Annotated in this window: 15 protein-coding genes and 1 pseudogene; 13 read left to right on the top strand and 3 right to left on the bottom strand. The window is 60.8% G+C overall.

Translation table 11 applies throughout. The features are described from left to right. Positions 1-8: 8 nt before the first annotated feature. Positions 9-323 carry a co-chaperone GroES gene (groES, locus tag FHT70_RS01245; protein WP_183698408.1) on the bottom strand — a complete coding sequence of 105 codons (315 nt, stop codon included), beginning with the start codon at positions 321-323 and terminating at the stop codon, positions 9-11. Positions 324-670: 347 nt separating this feature from the next. Between groES and FHT70_RS01240 the strand changes: the two genes are divergently transcribed. From FHT70_RS01240 to FHT70_RS01210, 7 genes and pseudogenes are all read left to right on the top strand, one after another. After that, positions 671-961, top strand: a complete 291-nt coding sequence (locus FHT70_RS01240) for a hypothetical protein (RefSeq protein WP_097600515.1) — start codon at positions 671-673, stop codon at positions 959-961. Positions 962-1,068: 107 nt separating this feature from the next. Then, positions 1,069-1,425, top strand: coding sequence for a hypothetical protein (locus FHT70_RS01235; protein ID WP_183698407.1), 357 nt, complete (start codon positions 1,069-1,071; stop codon positions 1,423-1,425). An 81-nt stretch (positions 1,426-1,506) separates the two neighbouring features. After that, positions 1,507-1,833 carry a DUF2934 domain-containing protein gene (locus FHT70_RS01230; protein WP_085781733.1) on the top strand — a complete coding sequence of 109 codons (327 nt, stop codon included), beginning with the start codon at positions 1,507-1,509 and terminating at the stop codon, positions 1,831-1,833. A gap of 5 nt (positions 1,834-1,838) precedes the next feature. Next, positions 1,839-2,258 carry an HD domain-containing protein gene (locus tag FHT70_RS01225; RefSeq protein ID WP_183698406.1) on the top strand — a complete coding sequence of 140 codons (420 nt, stop codon included), beginning with the start codon at positions 1,839-1,841 and terminating at the stop codon, positions 2,256-2,258. 218 nt (positions 2,259-2,476) lie between these two features. Beyond that, the gene (locus tag FHT70_RS01220) at positions 2,477-4,813 is read left to right on the top strand and encodes a PAS-domain containing protein (protein WP_183698405.1); all 2,337 of its coding nucleotides are present in this window, start codon (positions 2,477-2,479) and stop codon (positions 4,811-4,813) included. 242 nt (positions 4,814-5,055) lie between these two features. Then, a complete protein-coding gene (locus FHT70_RS01215; RefSeq protein ID WP_183698531.1) occupies positions 5,056-5,322 on the top strand; it encodes a ribbon-helix-helix domain-containing protein in 267 nt (88 codons plus the stop codon). Continuing rightward, positions 5,289-5,492: pseudogene (locus FHT70_RS01210) on the top strand (type II toxin-antitoxin system RelE/ParE family toxin); the annotation flags it as partial. The gene FHT70_RS01215 and the pseudogene FHT70_RS01210, both read left to right, overlap by 34 nt. Positions 5,493-5,498: 6 nt before the next feature. Here the strand turns inward: FHT70_RS01210 and FHT70_RS01205 are convergent. Then, positions 5,499-6,506 (bottom strand): LacI family DNA-binding transcriptional regulator, encoded by a 1,008-nt coding sequence (locus FHT70_RS01205; RefSeq protein WP_183698404.1) that lies wholly within the window; start codon positions 6,504-6,506, stop codon positions 5,499-5,501. A 209-nt stretch (positions 6,507-6,715) separates the two neighbouring features. Between FHT70_RS01205 and FHT70_RS01200 the strand changes: the two genes are divergently transcribed. The 6 genes from FHT70_RS01200 (at position 6,716) to FHT70_RS01175 (ending at position 14,451) form a co-directional block, all read left to right on the top strand. After that, on the top strand, positions 6,716-8,035 hold the full coding sequence (locus FHT70_RS01200) for an alpha-L-fucosidase (protein ID WP_183698403.1): 1,320 nt from the start codon (positions 6,716-6,718) through the stop codon (positions 8,033-8,035). A gap of 49 nt (positions 8,036-8,084) precedes the next feature. Beyond that, on the top strand, positions 8,085-9,308 hold the full coding sequence (locus tag FHT70_RS01195) for a sugar ABC transporter substrate-binding protein (RefSeq protein WP_183698402.1): 1,224 nt from the start codon (positions 8,085-8,087) through the stop codon (positions 9,306-9,308). A gap of 52 nt (positions 9,309-9,360) precedes the next feature. Further along, positions 9,361-10,287, top strand: a complete 927-nt coding sequence (locus FHT70_RS01190) for a sugar ABC transporter permease (RefSeq protein ID WP_183698401.1) — start codon at positions 9,361-9,363, stop codon at positions 10,285-10,287. Next, positions 10,277-11,161, top strand: a complete 885-nt coding sequence (locus FHT70_RS01185) for a carbohydrate ABC transporter permease (RefSeq protein ID WP_183698400.1) — start codon at positions 10,277-10,279, stop codon at positions 11,159-11,161. Before FHT70_RS01190 ends, FHT70_RS01185 begins: the two co-directional genes overlap by 11 nt. A 199-nt stretch (positions 11,162-11,360) precedes the next feature. After that, positions 11,361-12,290, top strand: coding sequence for a substrate-binding domain-containing protein (locus FHT70_RS01180; RefSeq protein WP_183698399.1), 930 nt, complete (start codon positions 11,361-11,363; stop codon positions 12,288-12,290). Positions 12,291-12,306: 16 nt separating this feature from the next. After that, a complete protein-coding gene (locus FHT70_RS01175) occupies positions 12,307-14,451 on the top strand; it encodes a methyl-accepting chemotaxis protein (RefSeq protein WP_183698398.1) in 2,145 nt (714 codons plus the stop codon). Positions 14,452-14,586: 135 nt separating this feature from the next. On the opposite strand, the gene FHT70_RS01170 is transcribed toward FHT70_RS01175, so the two are convergent. After that, positions 14,587-14,955 (bottom strand): antibiotic biosynthesis monooxygenase family protein, encoded by a 369-nt coding sequence (locus tag FHT70_RS01170; protein WP_183698397.1) that lies wholly within the window; start codon positions 14,953-14,955, stop codon positions 14,587-14,589. Positions 14,956-14,968: the final 13 nt, after the last annotated feature.

The following is a 14,968-nucleotide window of genomic DNA, read 5'->3' as shown; positions in this document are numbered from 1 at the left end:
TGACGGACTCAGGCGGCCTCTTTCCGCTCGCTCTGAGCTTCGATGATACCCATCACGTCGCTTTCCTTCATGATCAGCAGGTCCTCGCCATTGATCTTGATCTCCGTGCCGGACCATTTGCCGAACAGGATGCGATCGCCGACCTTGACGTCGAGCGCCTGGATTTGGCCGGCATCGTTGCGCGCACCGGGGCCGACGGCGATGACCTCGCCTTCCTGCGGCTTTTCCTTGGCGGTGTCGGGAATGATGATGCCGCCCTTGGTCTTTTCTTCGGAATCGAGGCGGCGGACGAGAATGCGGTCATGAAGCGGTCGGAACGACATGTCTTCCTCCATAGACAAACAATGACGACGTTGTCGGCTCTGGCCGAACCGGATTGACGAGGTTCGGGTGCAAAGTCGCGCCTTGCGCGAATGATCTGGTTCGAGCGTTTTTCGATTTCAAGAGGAGCAGGAGAAAAATTAGCACTCTCTACCGGCGACTGCTAGCAGCTCTCCCCGGGAACAGAAGGCCCACTCCTGCGTTCGGCATAATGACGATCTCGTCCCCTCGGCTCGAAGGCGAGTTCAAACTGTACATGGCTTGAATCCGGATGTCGGCGTTCCTAGCTCTCAGGCGATCGAGGCTCGAAGAGCTCGATCACCGTCCCACGTCTTTAGGAGTGAGTGACATGGAAGAGAAGACCAATATAATCAAAGACCTCACTATCGAGGAACGCGAGGAGATCTTCGTCGATATCGCTCGCACGCTGGAGGATACGGCGCGCGAGGCGCTTGTCGAAGGCAATACGCACTTTGCCGTACTCTCCAACAACATGGCCGAAGCAATCCGCGTCAATGCCGACGAACTCGCTCGCGACGATCCCGAGAATGCCGAGCGCGTGTTGCTTCAGGCAACGGCCATGATCTCGCAGTTCGAGGCCGTGCACCCTTATCGCATGGTGAGCATGGCCGTTCACTGATTGCCGGCAGCGCGGTTCGGCTCGACCGCCCGCCCGAATCAATCGCCAGCATGCGGAACTCTCGCGGCTGGCGGAGGTTATTGGATCACAGCATCGAAAGGTGATTCATGACCACTTCCCCAACCAACATGTCTCCCGACAACGGAACCGACGATGCGCGCTCCTTCGACACGCAGCAAGCCGAGGCCGATCGCCAGGCGGCATTGGAAGCCGCTCGACGCAACACTCGTTCGACGGTTGATCGCGATAGCGGTACTGAGACACCAAGCCTGAAACTCGCGAAGGAGTATCTCAGCCTCGGCGGGCGCCGCCGGTCCAAAATTGATGACAACATCACCACTGTTCGCCAATGGGAGGAGGATCCCCCCGCGGCCGAACGCTTCTGGAAAGAGCGGGTGGAGACCCTCCCAAAGGATGAGCGCAAGCAAGTGGAAGATTTTCTTCCCACCATCAACACGCCTTGAAAGACGAAGCTGCGCTGAGAGCCGTCGGGAGCGCCGGAGCCAGACATACGCTGCAAGGTCAGGTCGAAACTGGAGAAGATCATGGCCATAGACAAACACGAGCAGATACGGCGGCGCGCCTATGAAATCTGGGAGGCCGAAGGCCGCCCTGAAGGTTCGGACCTGCGTCATTGGATGCAGGCCTGCGACGAGCTGGCTGGCGAAGACGAGCATGAGACGCTGCAAGACCTGCTTGATCAAGACGACAGAGATGATGCGGCCTTGCTTCAAGGAGCCGGGGAAAGCGGTGACCTCGACCCGCCGCAAGCCGGCCTTGCTCAAGTTGCCGGGGCGACGACACCCGATATCGAGATAACAACGGGAGAGAAGCCTTCCCGGCGGAAAATCAGAAGGACCGAAGGACCGTAACGGCGATGCAGCATCTCGACCATGCCATGCAAATCGCCTTAGAGGCGCATGAAGGGCAGGTCGACAAGACCGGCCGGCCATTCTTCGAGCATTGCCAGCGGGTCGCGCTTCTCGTGTCGGGCGACGAGGCGCGAACGGTCGCCTATCTTCACGACGTCGCGGAGAAAGGCAGCGGCTGGACGCTCGACAGGTTGAGGGAGGAAGGCTTCCCGCCGGCAATCATCTCCGCGGTGGATGCCTTGACGCGGCGGCCCGAGGAGAGCGATGACGAATTCGTCAGACGCGCCGCATCGAATCCGCTGGCCCTGCCAGTCAAACAGGCCGACCTTGAAGACAATCTCCGACAGGCCGAACAAGCCGGCAAGAAAACCGAAAAATACCAGCGCGGTCTGGATCTCCTGCACGACATCCGGAACGAACGCTAGGTCTGGGCGACGCCGAATCTCAAGGAATGTCCTGCCGCGCGTCCTTTGCTCCACCTGATATTTTCCGCATCGCCCGCAACCGTTCTTCAACCATAGAACGTGGAGCACCCTGGCGCCGACCTGGGGTGAGGGGCGTGTTAACCCGTACGACTTATAGTCGCGTCCATGTGGACGAAGGGGGAACGGTCGTGTCCGGCGAATTGCACACAATCTTGGCAATGGATAGCACGTTGGCAGGCCTGCATGGTGCCGGTCACGCCCTTGAGCGGCGTGGTATCGTGCTGCGCCTTCACCTCGACCGAGCTGAGTTTCACGATTTGGCCGCCAAAAGACCGCTGCCGGCGCTCATTTTGCTGGACGCCCTGTCGCCAGAGAGACGGGGTCTCGAAGACTGCCGGCGTCTCAAATCAAACCCCATAACGTGTGATATTCCGGTCATCATCGTGGTCTCGCCGGAAGATGAGGAGGGCCGGATCGGAGCGCTTGCCGCCGGTGCTGTCGATTGCGTTTCCATCCTTGTCTCCACCGCGGAGCTCGTCGCCCGGATTAACCGACATATCGAGCTCGGCGCAGTCCAGGCGGACCTGCGGCGGCGCAACGAGCAACTCGATACGGCGCTTGCCAGCATGGGACAAGGCGTCTGCCTGTTCGACGATGCCGGCCGGCTGCTGCTTTCAAACAACCGTTATGCCGAAGTCTACGGACTTGAACCCTCTGTCATCCATCCGGGACAGTCACTCGAAGACATCCTCGAGCTGAGACAGGGGGTCGGCGCCGTTCCCGCCACCTCGACCTCGGAATATCTCGCCTGGGCCGAAGCGACCAACAGGGGCGATACGCCCCGAGACTGGATCAAGGAACTCAAGTCGGGCCAGATCATCCGCGGCTATCATCAGCGCACGTCGGACGGCGGCTGGGTATCGACCCATGAGGACATCACGCAGGCTTGGCAGGCTGAAAAAGCTCTTGCGAAGGCGCATGTCCAGGCAGAACGCGCTGAGCAGGAGGCGCGGGCGGCGCATGCACGTCTTCTGGCGGCTTTCGAAGTCGTCCCCGAGGGCCTCGTCTTGTTCGACGAGGAAGACCGCTTCGTCCTGTGGAACCAGAGATATGAGCAGCTTTACGCCGAAAGCGGCGATATGCTCGTGAAAGGCCTGCGCTTCGAAGACCGCCTGCGTGCTGGCCTCGAACGCGGCCAATATCCGGAAGCGGTCGGGCGCGAGGAGGAATGGCTGGCGGAGAGGCTGGCCCATCATGCAAAGCCCACCAGCAAACACGAGCAGCGCCTACCCGGAAACCGCTGGATACGGATCGAAGAACGCCAGATCTCAGAAGGCGGCAGTGTCGGCATACGTGTCGATATTACCGACCTTAAATTGCAGGAGGCGTCGTTCAGGCTGCTGTTCGAAGGCAACCCGATGCCGATGTGGGTTTACGATCATGAAACGTTGAGATTTCTCCACGTAAACCAGGCTGCCATCGATCACTACGGTTATCGTCTGGAGCAATTCCTGACGATGCGGCTATCCGATATCGAGGCGCAGGAATCCAACCCGCCGCAGGCCGTCGTTTTCGATGTCGAGGATCCTGCCTCGTCCCACTCTTCCCGCCATCTCAAGGGAGATGGCACGGCCATCGAGGTTACCGTCTATTCCACCTGCCTGAACTACAAGGGCCAGGCGGCATCGCTGATGGCTGTCGTCGACGTCACCGAGGCCAAGCGCGCCGAAAAGGCATTGCTGCAGCACCGCGACACGCTTGAAGAGATGGTGCGCTCCCGCACGGTCGAACTGGCGCGGCAGACAGAAGAGCTCGAACGCATGCTCGAACAGGAAAAGCAGATCAACGAATTGCAGCGGCAATTCGTCTCGATGGCGTCGCATGAATTCCGCACCCCGCTTGCGGTGATCGACGGCGCGGCGCAACGGCTCATTCGGCGCAAGGAGGCAGCGACGCCGGAGTTTCTTTGCGAAAAAGCCGATCAGATCCGCGGTTCGGTTTCGCGCATGCTCGAACTGATGGAAAGTATCCTTGCTGCCGGGCGATTGGACCACGGAAGGATCAATATCGTGCACAAGCCGTGCTCGATCGTGGAAATCATCGAAATCTGCGGCGCCCGCCAGGAGAGCATCCGGCGCACCCACCGTTTTCTGCTCGACCTCGATCGGCTTCCTCCGACCATTTATGGGGATCATCCTGCGCTCGACCAGGTCTTCAGCAATCTCTTCTCGAACGCCGTGAAATATGCGCCGGACTCTCCAAACGTCCACGTCACCGGATGGCAGGAAGGGGACAGCGTTTGCATCACTGTCCGCGACGAAGGCATCGGCATCGACGCCGATGACCTCCCGAAAATGTTCCAGCGTTATTTCCGCGCCAGAAGTTCCACCGGCATTGCCGGCACTGGTATCGGCCTTAATCTCGTCAAGCAGATCATCGAACTTCACGGCGGATCGATAGAGGTGACAAGCAGTCGCGGGAACGGCACGACATTTACACTTCGGATTCCGATCGGCGCGGAGCTGCCAGACCAGTTGCGTGTCGTTGCCGGATAGGCAGACGGTGTTGAATCGGACATAAGCCGCTCGGCCGCATCGTGCTGCTCATCAGGGAGAAACCACGCTGCGGCGATCGAGGCGTTAGGACAAAGGTCATCAGTAACGTCGGCCTTCATCACGCGACTCGCGGATTTCTTCCTGCGTCGTGAATTCCTCAGTCGGAGGTCATTCTCTATAGTGCTGGATGCAATCAAAACTAATCGCAATGATTATAGATGATTGATGATGAGGAGTCTTCGATGGAGACCAAAGTTCTGACGGCCAATGTTCCATTGCCGCTTGCGCAGAAGGTCGATCAGCTCGCATCTCGGCTCGAACGTTCGCGGGGCTGGATCGTCAAGCAGGCCCTGACTTCATGGATTGACCAGGAAGAGGAGCGCCGGCGTTTGACGCTTGAGGCTTTGGCCGACGTGGATAGCGGCAACGTTGTCGATCACCAGTCTGTTCAAGCCTGGGCCGATAGCCTCGATACCGACGCGCCGCGGCCCGAACTGTACAGGCACTGACGGCAGCCCCCGCACGGCTGCTCGAACAGCCGGGTCTCGGCGAACGGCTTGAGGAGTTCGATCCTCGTGAGGTCCGCCGCATTCTCGTTGGCCATTATGAGCTACGCTATGAAATCCAGAAGTCGACGATCTATGTATTGCGGCTTTGGCATACGCGTGAGGATCGGTAGAAGCCCTTACAGCCGCCTTGTCGACTCCCCGCGCACGAATCTCGGCGTCAGGATGAAATCCTGCGGCGGCTCGGCGGCGGATTCGGGGCTTGCGATCCTGGCCAGCAGGCGCTGTGCCGCCAATTGGCCGAGCTTCTGAGCATCCTGCACGACCATGGTGATGCGGGGCGTGATGACGTTGCTCCAAGGCACGTCGTCGACCATTGCCAGCGAGACGTCGTCGGGGCAGCGAAAGCCCATTTCCTGCATCACCTGCAGGGTTGCCAGGCCCGTCATGTTGTTGGCGCCGATAATGGCGGTCGGCCGGTCGCGGAGGGTGAGCAGGCGCATCGCCTGCGTATGGCCGCCGCTCCTGGTATAGCCGCCCTCGACCACGAGCGACGGATCGACGTCGACGCCGGCGCCGGCCATCGTGTCCACGAAGCCCTTCAGGCGCTCGTCGGCGGTGTGCAGGCCGCTCGGGCCGGAGATGAAGGCGATGCGCCGATGGCCGAGTTGCAGCAGGTGCTCGGTCAGGATCGTCGTCGTCAGCGGATTGTCGGAGCCGACGAAGTCGCGCTCGGCGCCCTCCACCTTCTGGTCGAACATCACGATCGGCGTCTTGAAGTCGCGCAGGAAGGTTGCGTATTCCTCGCCGCGTCCGTTTGCCGCCAAGGCGATGCCTGCGATCTTCTGCGCCTGCAGCCGCTCCAGAAGCGCCCGTTCGAGATCGGCCCGGCCGGAGGAGTCGGCGATCAGCACGAAATAGCCGTGGTCGAGCGCCTGATGTTCGATCTCGCGGCGGATGTCGCCGAAGAACATGTTGCTGAGATTGGCCGAGACGAAACCAATGAGCGAGCTGCGCCCCCGCGCCAGCGTCTGGGCAACGGGGTCGATGCGGTAGCCAGTCGAGGTTATCGCCTGCTGTATGCGGTCGAGCGTCTCGGCTCCGACCCGCCTCGGGCTGTTGAGCGCGAGCGAGACGGTCGAGATCGAAACCCCCGCCAGGCGCGCGACATCTCGTATGGTCGTCATGTGTGTCGAACCGGTTCTACAGCTTTCTTTTGTCAGATTTTATTCGTCTATGCAACAGATGACGGCGAAATGCACGTTCTGAGTGGCTAATTGCTTAGGGATTTACGAGTTGCGGATTCTGGCTTGACAGAGGCTGGATCAAGGAGGATGTTCACTCACCGAACCGGTTCGACATGAAGTTGAGCCGGAAAAACAGGGAGGAGAATCCTGTGACGAGTTCGGAGCGCCAGCCGGAAAATTCGATGCCGGGAGCGGGTAAACATGCCTGGTTCAGTCATGACCGCCTCGGCATGTTCATCCATTGGGGGCTTTATGCTCTTGGAGCGCGGCATGAGTGGTTGAAAAACCGCGAAGAGCTCACCGACGATCACTACCAACGCTATTTCGACAATTTCGATCCCGATCTTTACGATCCAAAGGAGTGGGCGCGCCGCGCGCGTCTCGCTGGGATGAAATATGTCGTGGTGACGACCAAGCATCACGAGGGTTTCTGCCTGTGGGACAGCAAGGTCACCGACTACAAGGCGCCGAACACGCCCTGCGGCAGGGATCTGCTGACGCCGCTCGTCGAGGCCTTCCGCGCAGAAGGATTGAAGATCGGCTTCTACTATTCGCTGCTCGACTGGCACCATCCGGATTTTCCGATCGACGTCCACCACCCCTTGCGCAACCATCCGCAAGCCGAGGCGCTGAATGCCGGCCGCAACATCGCCAATTACGCTGCCTATATGCGCGAGCAGGTGCGCGAGCTTCTGACCGACTTCGGCCGCGTCGACATCATCTGGTTCGATTTCAGCTATCCCGGCCGCGGGTATCGCGGCTTGCCCGGCAAGGGGCGCGCCGACTGGGAGAGCGAGAAGTTGCTGGAGCTGGTGCGCGAGCTGCAGCCGGAAATCATCGTCAACAACCGTCTTGATCTGCCACCTGGCAAGCTGCCCGACATCACAACGCCGGAACAATATACGCCGCGCGTTGCGCCTGCCATCGCCAGCCAGGGAGTGCTATGGGAAGCCTGCCACACCTTCAGCGGTTCCTGGGGCTATCATCGCGACGAGGACAGCTGGAAGAGCCCGGAACAGATCATCCAGTTGCTGATCGATTCCGTTGCGCTCGGTGGCAACCTGCTGATGAATGTCGGCCCGACCGGCCGCGGCACCTTCGATGCCCGCGCCATCGCCGCGCTCGAGGTTTACCAGAACTGGATGGAGGTCAACGCACGTTCGATCTACGGCGCCGGTCCGTCCACATTTCCAGTGCCGGCAGGCTGCCGCTACACTCAGCGCGGCAACCGCCTCTACCTGCATGTCTATAACTGGCCTTATCGCCACATCCATATCGAAGGCCTCGCCGACAGGATCGCCTATGCGCAATTCCTGCACGATGCCAGCGAGGTGCGCTGGCTCAGCCAGACGAAGGAAGTGGATTCCAATATCGGCGTGATGGTGCCGGAGGGCATGATCACACTCGAACTGCCGGTCCGGCGACCTGACGTTACCGTCCCGGTGATCGAGATCATCCTCAAGGCGTGAACCCGGTCGCATTCGCGTGTTCATTGCGTCATGGAGGGAGGAGAAACTCATGAAGGTTCTGAAGAAAACGCTTTTGCTTGCCGCAATCGGCGGCAGCCTCTTTGCTACAGCAGCATCGGCCGAGCAGATCAACCTGACCTGGCAGATGTGGAGCGGTTCCGATGCCGACACTAAGGGCTGGCAGCACCTGGCCGAAATGGTGACCGCCAAATATCCCGATATCAAGGTAACGCTGACGACGACCGGCTGGGTCGACTACTGGACCAGGCTGCCGGTGCTGGCTGCATCCGGTCAGCTCGCCGACATCGTTTCCATGCAGTCGCTGCGCATGCCGAATTTCTATTCGCTGCTCGAACCTTTGAACGACCGGATCGCGGCCGACAAGTTCGATGTCGGCGCATTCACGCCCTCGATCATCGGCGGCATGTCCGTCGACAAGCAGCTCTACGGCCTGCCCTATGACGTCGGCCCATGGGTCATCTACTATAACCAGGATGCGCTGGACACCGCCGGCATTCCGCTGCCGAAGCCGGGCTGGACGCTCGCCGAATTCACCGACGCCGCCAAGAAACTCACCAAGGACGGCAAATACGGTTTCGGCATCACGCCCCAGAACTATTCGGTCCTCGCCTCGGCCTGGGGCGATAAGTATGTCAATGATTCAGGAGAGCTCGACCTTACCAATCAGAGCGCCATCGCCGCTGCCGACAGGGTGATCGGCTTTGCCGCAAAGGACAAGATCGCGCCGCTGGTGCCATCGAGCGCCGATGCCGGCACGGTCATCCAGGGCCGGTTCAATTCGGGCAATGTCGCCATGTATATCGATGGTCCCTGGTCGATCATCGGCATGAAGGACAAAGCCAAGTTCAAGATCGGCCTCACCACCCTGCCGCGCGAGAATGACAAGGACCTTGCCGCCGTCACGGCCGGCTCCGGTTTCGGCATTGCCACGACGAGCAAGAACAAGGATGCGGCTTGGAAGGCGATCCAGGTGCTGACCAGTCCAGAGGCGCTGCAATATCTCGCCGAACAGGGCCGCGCGCTCCCGGCCCGCACGGCGTCGCAATCCTCCTGGTATAAGGTGGCGGCCAAGGACATCACCAATGGCGGCGAGGCGCTCGATTATTCGCTGGCGCATTCGGTGCCCTATGCGATTACCAACAATTGGGCGGCGGTGGAAAACCTGTTCAACCAGTATTTTCCGCCCGCCTTTGGCGGCAGCGCCGACGCCACGCAGACGATGGAAACCATCCAGAGCCTCGCGCAGCAATAGAGCGTGTTGCGCTAGAGCTCGGCGGCGGGAGCTGCCGCGCATGGAGGAAAAGATGTCGGAAAGCGCCGTTGCCGAAATCAGCCTGCGGCCCGCTCAGCCCAGGCGCTTCCTGAAGCCCGAGACGCAGACGGCCATGCTGTTCCTGCTGCCGAGTTTCCTTGGCTTCATGATCTTCATGGCGCTGCCGATCCTGGCGTCGCTGGCGCTGTCCTTCACCAACTGGCGGCTGCTGACGACGCCGTCCTTCGTCGGCTTTCAGAACTATATCAAGCTCTTCACCGTCGATCCCGCCTTCTACACGATATTGGGCAATACGCTGTTCTTCGCCGTCGAATATCTGGCCGTGAATATCATCGTGTCGCTGACGCTGGCGGTCTGGATATCGAGCCTCAAGCGCGGCAAGGCGATCTTCCGGGTGATCTTCTTCTTGCCGACCTTTACCCCGACGATCGCAGCCTCCGTGGTGTGGCTGCTGATCTTTACGCCGGACGGGCTCGCCGATAGCGTCATCCGGTGGCTCGGCCTCGGCCTGCCGAATTTCCTGCTGAGTTCCAGCTGGGCGATGCAGGCGGTCGTGCTCGTCACGCTCTGGGCCAATGTCGGCTACAACGTGGTGATGTTCAACGCTGCGCTCGACCTGGTGCCGAAACACTATCTCGAAGCGGCGATGATCGACGGGGCGGGTCCGTGGCGGCGCTTCTGGCGCATCCGCCTGCCGCTCATCTCGCCGACGGTGTTCTTCGCCACCGTCATGACGGCCATTACATCGCTCCAGGTCTTCGACGAGATTTTCGCCATGACGCGCGGCGGCCCGGGCTCGGCGACGGCGACCCTCGGCTTCGCCATCTACCAGAAGGGCTTCACCAATTTCCAGATGGGTTATGCCTCGGCGCTTGCCTGGGTGATGTTCATCATGATCATGGGCCTCACCATCCTGCAGTTCCACATGCAGCGCAAATGGGTGCATTATGACGACTGAAGCGACCTCACGACATCCGCATTCCCAGTCCCAGAACCAGCATCGCGTCCTGCGGCGGATCGGCACCTTCATCAGCTATGCAGGCCTCTCGCTGATCGCGCTGCTCTTCCTCTTCCCCTTCTTCTGGATGGTGTCGAACGCGGTGCGCTCCAATACCGAGGTGCTGGCCGTGCCGGTCCGCATCCTGCCGGAGGAATATCAGTGGGGCAATTTCGTCGAGGCGCTGGTTTCGCTGCCCTTCGGCACGTTCCTGATGAATTCCTTCATCGTCGCCTGCGGCGTGACCGCGATCGTACTCGTGGTTTCCTGCCTTTCCGCCTATGCGTTTGCACGCTTGCGGTTCCCCGGACGGGAAGGGCTGCTGCTCACCTATCTCAGCACTCTGATGATCCCGCAGGTGATGCTGGTCATCCCGCTCTTTCTCGTCGTCAGCAAGCTCGGCTGGATCAACACCTATCACGGCATGATTCTGCCGGTCGCCTTCTCGTCTTTCGGCACCTTCCTGCTGCGGCAGTTCATCCTCGGCATTCCCAAGGATCTCGACGAGGCGGCGATGATGGACGGGGCGTCGCGCCTGCGCATCCTGATCACGGTCATCGTGCCGCTCGCCATGCCGGCGATCGGCCTGCTCTCGCTCTTCACCTTCATCGCGCAGTGGAAGAGCTTCCTTTGGCCGCTGATCGCCACCAGCGGCCTCGACAAGGCAACGCTGCCGCTCGGGCTCACCCTGTTCCAGACGCAGCAGGGCACCTCCTGGAACTACATCATGGCCGGCGCGACGATATCCATGGTTCCGGGCGTCGTTCTCGCGATCGTGCTGCAGAGGGTGATCTACAGGGGCATCACCGTCGGCTCCGGCTTCGGCGGTCGCTGAAGTGAAAACAATGACTTGATGCCGTCGCATCAAGTTCGGCTTGACTTGATGCCGTCGCATCAAGTTCGGCTTGATCCGCCCAAGTCCAGCCGCTTGGCGACTTAAGATCGTGCGTCAATTTCTCGCTTCGGGGCGAAAAGTAAAATTTAACCAAGATTTGAAATAACGCATTCCAAATCCGGATTGCGCAGGGGAATTCATGAAAACGGCTACGCTTGCATCCATCGCCTTGGCGATGTCGGTCACTGTTGCGAATGCGCAGACGATCGGCGTTTCGATGTCCGATCTCGACAAATTCAGGACGGCGCTTCTCAACGGCGTCGTCAATCACGGCGAGACGATCTCCGGCCTCAAGCTCGTCACCGAAAACGCCAAGGGCGATAACGAGCTGCAGAAGAAGCAGGTCCAGAAGCTCATTGCCGACAAGGTCGATGCGATCATCCTGGCCGTTTCCGACGGCGACCTCGGGCCGCAGATGAGCAAGATGGCGGCGGATGCCGGTATCCCGCTTATCTACATCAACAACGTCCCCTCCAACCTGCTCGATCTCCCCGAAAATCAGGTGGTGGTCGCCTCCAATGAGAAGGAATCCGGCACGCTGGAGACGAAGCAGGTCTGCGCGCTGCTCAAGGGCAAGGGCCGCGTCGTCGTGCTGATGGGCGAGCCCTTCCACGCGGCCGCCCGCGCCCGCACGCAGGATATCTCGGATGTCATCGCCACGCCTGAGTGCAAGGGTCTTGAGATCGTCGAGCGGCAGGCGGCCTATTGGTCGCGCGATTACGCCGACCAGCAGATGCAGGAATGGCTTTCGGCGGGCGTCAAGTTCGACGCCGTGATCGCCAACAATGACGAGATGGCGCTCGGCGCGATCCGCGCCATGAAGAAGGCCGGCATGCCGATGAAGGATGTCGTTGTCGCCGGCGTCGACGCGACCGACGATGCGCTTGCCGCGATGGTGGCCGGCGATCTCGACGTGACCATTCTCCAGAGCGCTGTCGGACAGGGTGCCGCGGCGGTCGACGCCGCCGTGAAGCTCGTCAACAAGGAGAAGGTGCCGCGCGAAAACAACGTTCCCTTCGAACTCGTCACACCTGAGAACATCTCCACATACCTGCCGAAGAGCCAGTGAGTATAAGAGGCCTATAATGTTGCATTTCTGGAATAAATTCGGCATTCGAGCGCAGATCACTTCCGGCTTCGTGCCGTTGATCCTTCTGATGAGCCTGCTCACGGTCAGCGCGATCTCCGGCATGAACGGGCTGGCCGCCATTTTCGCCTCCTATCGCGCCACGGCAGGCCAGAGCCTCGCCATCTCGGACTACAGCGACCAGCTGCACGAGATCCAGATGTCGGCCGAAGCCTTCCGCTCGACGCCGACGCAGGCCGTCGTCGATGGTTTCCGCGCTGGAGTGAAGGCTTTCGAGGCGGACGATCCGCGTTTTGTCGGCAATAAGGAGCTGCAGTCCGGCCTTGCGATGATCCGCCAGGATATCGCTGCCTACGGAAAGGCCTTCGAAAAGATCGTCACCCTTCAGGCCCGGCGCGACCTGCTGATCTCCAAGGTCACCGAATTCGGCCCTTGGACCAGCATCGCGCTCAGCGACGTCATGCGCAGCGCCTGGCGCCAGAACGATGTCGCCCTGCTGCACATGACGGCAGAAACGCTGGAAGCCCTGAACCGCAGCCTCTATTTCTCCGAGCGCTTCGTGCATTCGGACGATTTTGCCGCCTATGACACGGCGCAGGCAGCGCTTGTCCAGGCGGTGGCGCTGAATGACGCCGCCGCCAAGGCTGCCAAGAACGAGCTGCAGAAGAAGCGTTTGATGGGCGCCGGCCAGCTCATGCAGAATTACACCGCGCGCCTCGGCGACATGAAGGAGGTGCTGCAGACCTCCGGCAATATCCGCCAGACGCAGTTGAACGTTTTGGCGCCGAAGATCGCAGGCGAGTTCAAGGACCTGCAGGCGACCGTGACAGGCGCGCAGAAAAACCTCGACGGCTCGGTCGAAGCAACGGTTGCCTCGGCCACCAGCACGACGCTTGTCATCAGCGGCCTGTTGATCGTCATCGGCCTCGTGCTTTCCTATTTCGTCGGTCGCCTGATTTCCTCAGCGGTGCGCGGCATGGCACAGTCCATGGAACAGCTTGCCCGCGGCGACGATGCCATCGTGATCACGGGCGTCGAGCACCGGCACGAACTCGGCGCCATGGCGCGTTCGCTGAAGGTGTTCCAGGAGACCGGCCGCGCCAAGCTGATCGCCGAAGCCAATGCCGAACGAGCGCGTCTGGCGGCCGAAGAAGAGCGGCTGCGCCAGGAAGCCGAGCGTCTCAGCGATGCGCAGGTGATGGAACATGCCTTCCACCAGATTTCGATTGGGCTTGATGCGCTCTCGAAGGGTGATCTCTCGGTCCGCGTCGGTGAAGTCGACCATCGCTATGTCCGAATCCGTGATCACTTCAACAGCTCGGTCGCGAGCCTTGAAGATGCGGTCGACTCGGTCATCCGCGCGGTCACCACCATCCGCTCCGGCCTTGCCGAAATCTCCACCGCTTCCAACGATCTTGCCCGCCGCACAGAGCAGCAGGCGGCTTCGCTGGAGGAAACCGTTGCAGCCCTCGGCGACGTTACCCGCGGCGTCAACGGGACGGCCGAGGGCGCCAGCCGCGCCCAGGCGGTGGTGGCAACCGCCCGCACCAACGCTGAAAAGGGCGGCGAGATCGTCTCCCGCGCCATCGCTGCGATGACGGAAATCCAGAATTCGTCTTCGAAGATCGGCAACATCATCAGCGTCATCGATGACATCGCCTTCCAGACCAACCTGCTGGCGCTGAATGCCGGCGTCGAGGCTGCGCGAGCCGGTGAAGCGGGCAAAGGCTTTGCCGTCGTCGCTCAGGAAGTGCGCGAGCTCGCGCAGCGTTCGGCCAATGCGGCAAGGGAGATCAAGGAACTGATCTCCACCTCGTCGATGCAGGTCAAGACAGGCGTGGATCTCGTCGGCGAATCCGGCGTCTCGCTCGAACAGATCGTCGAGCAGGTGACCGCGATGAATGCGACCGTCGCTGAGATCGCGGTGGCCGCCCGCGAGCAGGCCACCAGCCTGCGCGAGGTTTCGGCCGCCGGCGACCAGATGGACAAGGTCACGCAGCAGAACGCCGCGATGGTCGAAGAGACCACGGCCGCCGCCCAGAGCCTGACGCAGGAAACCGAGAGCCTTGCCGAATTGCTGCGGCGGTTCAGGACGCGCGGCGGCCGGGCGACAGAGCATCGGCACTACGCAATGGCGTCCTGACCGTCCGTCTGCACGAACGCTTGACCTTTCCGGCCGGAGCGAACCGGCGGGAAGGGTGAGTTCATGGAAACGCGAAAACTCAAGCTGACTTAAGGTCATGATCGCGAAGACGGTTTCACCCGCCGGAACGCCGGGCTAGGCGACGCAGATGTCTGCGACCGCGACCTTCTGGAAGAGGTGCGGTGACGCGATTGCCGACGATGGATAGGCTGAGCTCTTGGCTCTGAACTCGGGATGGATAAAGGCGGCCCGGAAATGCGCGTTCGATTCCCAGACGGCGTAATTGAAGTAGGTCGGGTTTTCGCCAAGTGCGCGATGCAGCTGCGTGGAGATGAAGCCGGGCTGGCGTTTCATGAAGGCGGCGTCGGCCTGCCAGACCTCGAGGAATCCGGGCTCGTCCGCCTTGTCGAGGGTGAAAAGATTGATGAGCACGACCGGGGAGGCTTCAAGCCCGATTTGCCGGTTGATCGGGAAGGCGGAGTCCATCGGACGAATGTGTGACATGACTTGTTCCATT

This window comes from Rhizobium sp. BK049 (assembly GCF_014193135.1).
Classification (GTDB): Bacteria; Pseudomonadota; Alphaproteobacteria; order Rhizobiales; family Rhizobiaceae; genus Rhizobium.
The sequence above is the reverse complement of the archived record's forward strand: the minus strand, read 5'-3'. Positions and strand labels throughout refer to the sequence as shown.

Excerpts from the sequence above, each read along its gene's own strand:
- FHT70_RS01175 (WP_183698398.1), top strand. The coding sequence starts at position 12,307 with ATGTTGCATTTCTGGAATAAATTCGGCATTCGAGCGCAGATCACTTCC.
- FHT70_RS01170 (WP_183698397.1), bottom strand. The coding sequence starts at position 14,955 with ATGTCACACATTCGTCCGATGGACTCCGCCTTCCCGATCAACCGGCAA.
- FHT70_RS01195 (WP_183698402.1), top strand. The coding sequence starts at position 8,085 with ATGAAGGTTCTGAAGAAAACGCTTTTGCTTGCCGCAATCGGCGGCAGC.
- FHT70_RS01225 (WP_183698406.1), top strand. The coding sequence starts at position 1,839 with ATGCAGCATCTCGACCATGCCATGCAAATCGCCTTAGAGGCGCATGAA.
- FHT70_RS01205 (WP_183698404.1), bottom strand. The coding sequence starts at position 6,506 with ATGACGACCATACGAGATGTCGCGCGCCTGGCGGGGGTTTCGATCTCG.
- groES (WP_183698408.1), bottom strand. The coding sequence starts at position 323 with ATGTCGTTCCGACCGCTTCATGACCGCATTCTCGTCCGCCGCCTCGAT.
- FHT70_RS01185 (WP_183698400.1), top strand. The coding sequence starts at position 10,277 with ATGACGACTGAAGCGACCTCACGACATCCGCATTCCCAGTCCCAGAAC.
- FHT70_RS01180 (WP_183698399.1), top strand. The coding sequence starts at position 11,361 with ATGAAAACGGCTACGCTTGCATCCATCGCCTTGGCGATGTCGGTCACT.
- FHT70_RS01220 (WP_183698405.1), top strand. The coding sequence starts at position 2,477 with ATGGATAGCACGTTGGCAGGCCTGCATGGTGCCGGTCACGCCCTTGAG.
- FHT70_RS01235 (WP_183698407.1), top strand. The coding sequence starts at position 1,069 with ATGACCACTTCCCCAACCAACATGTCTCCCGACAACGGAACCGACGAT.
- FHT70_RS01230 (WP_085781733.1), top strand. The coding sequence starts at position 1,507 with ATGGCCATAGACAAACACGAGCAGATACGGCGGCGCGCCTATGAAATC.
- FHT70_RS01190 (WP_183698401.1), top strand. The coding sequence starts at position 9,361 with ATGTCGGAAAGCGCCGTTGCCGAAATCAGCCTGCGGCCCGCTCAGCCC.
- FHT70_RS01240 (WP_097600515.1), top strand. The coding sequence starts at position 671 with ATGGAAGAGAAGACCAATATAATCAAAGACCTCACTATCGAGGAACGC.
- FHT70_RS01215 (WP_183698531.1), top strand. The coding sequence starts at position 5,056 with ATGGAGACCAAAGTTCTGACGGCCAATGTTCCATTGCCGCTTGCGCAG.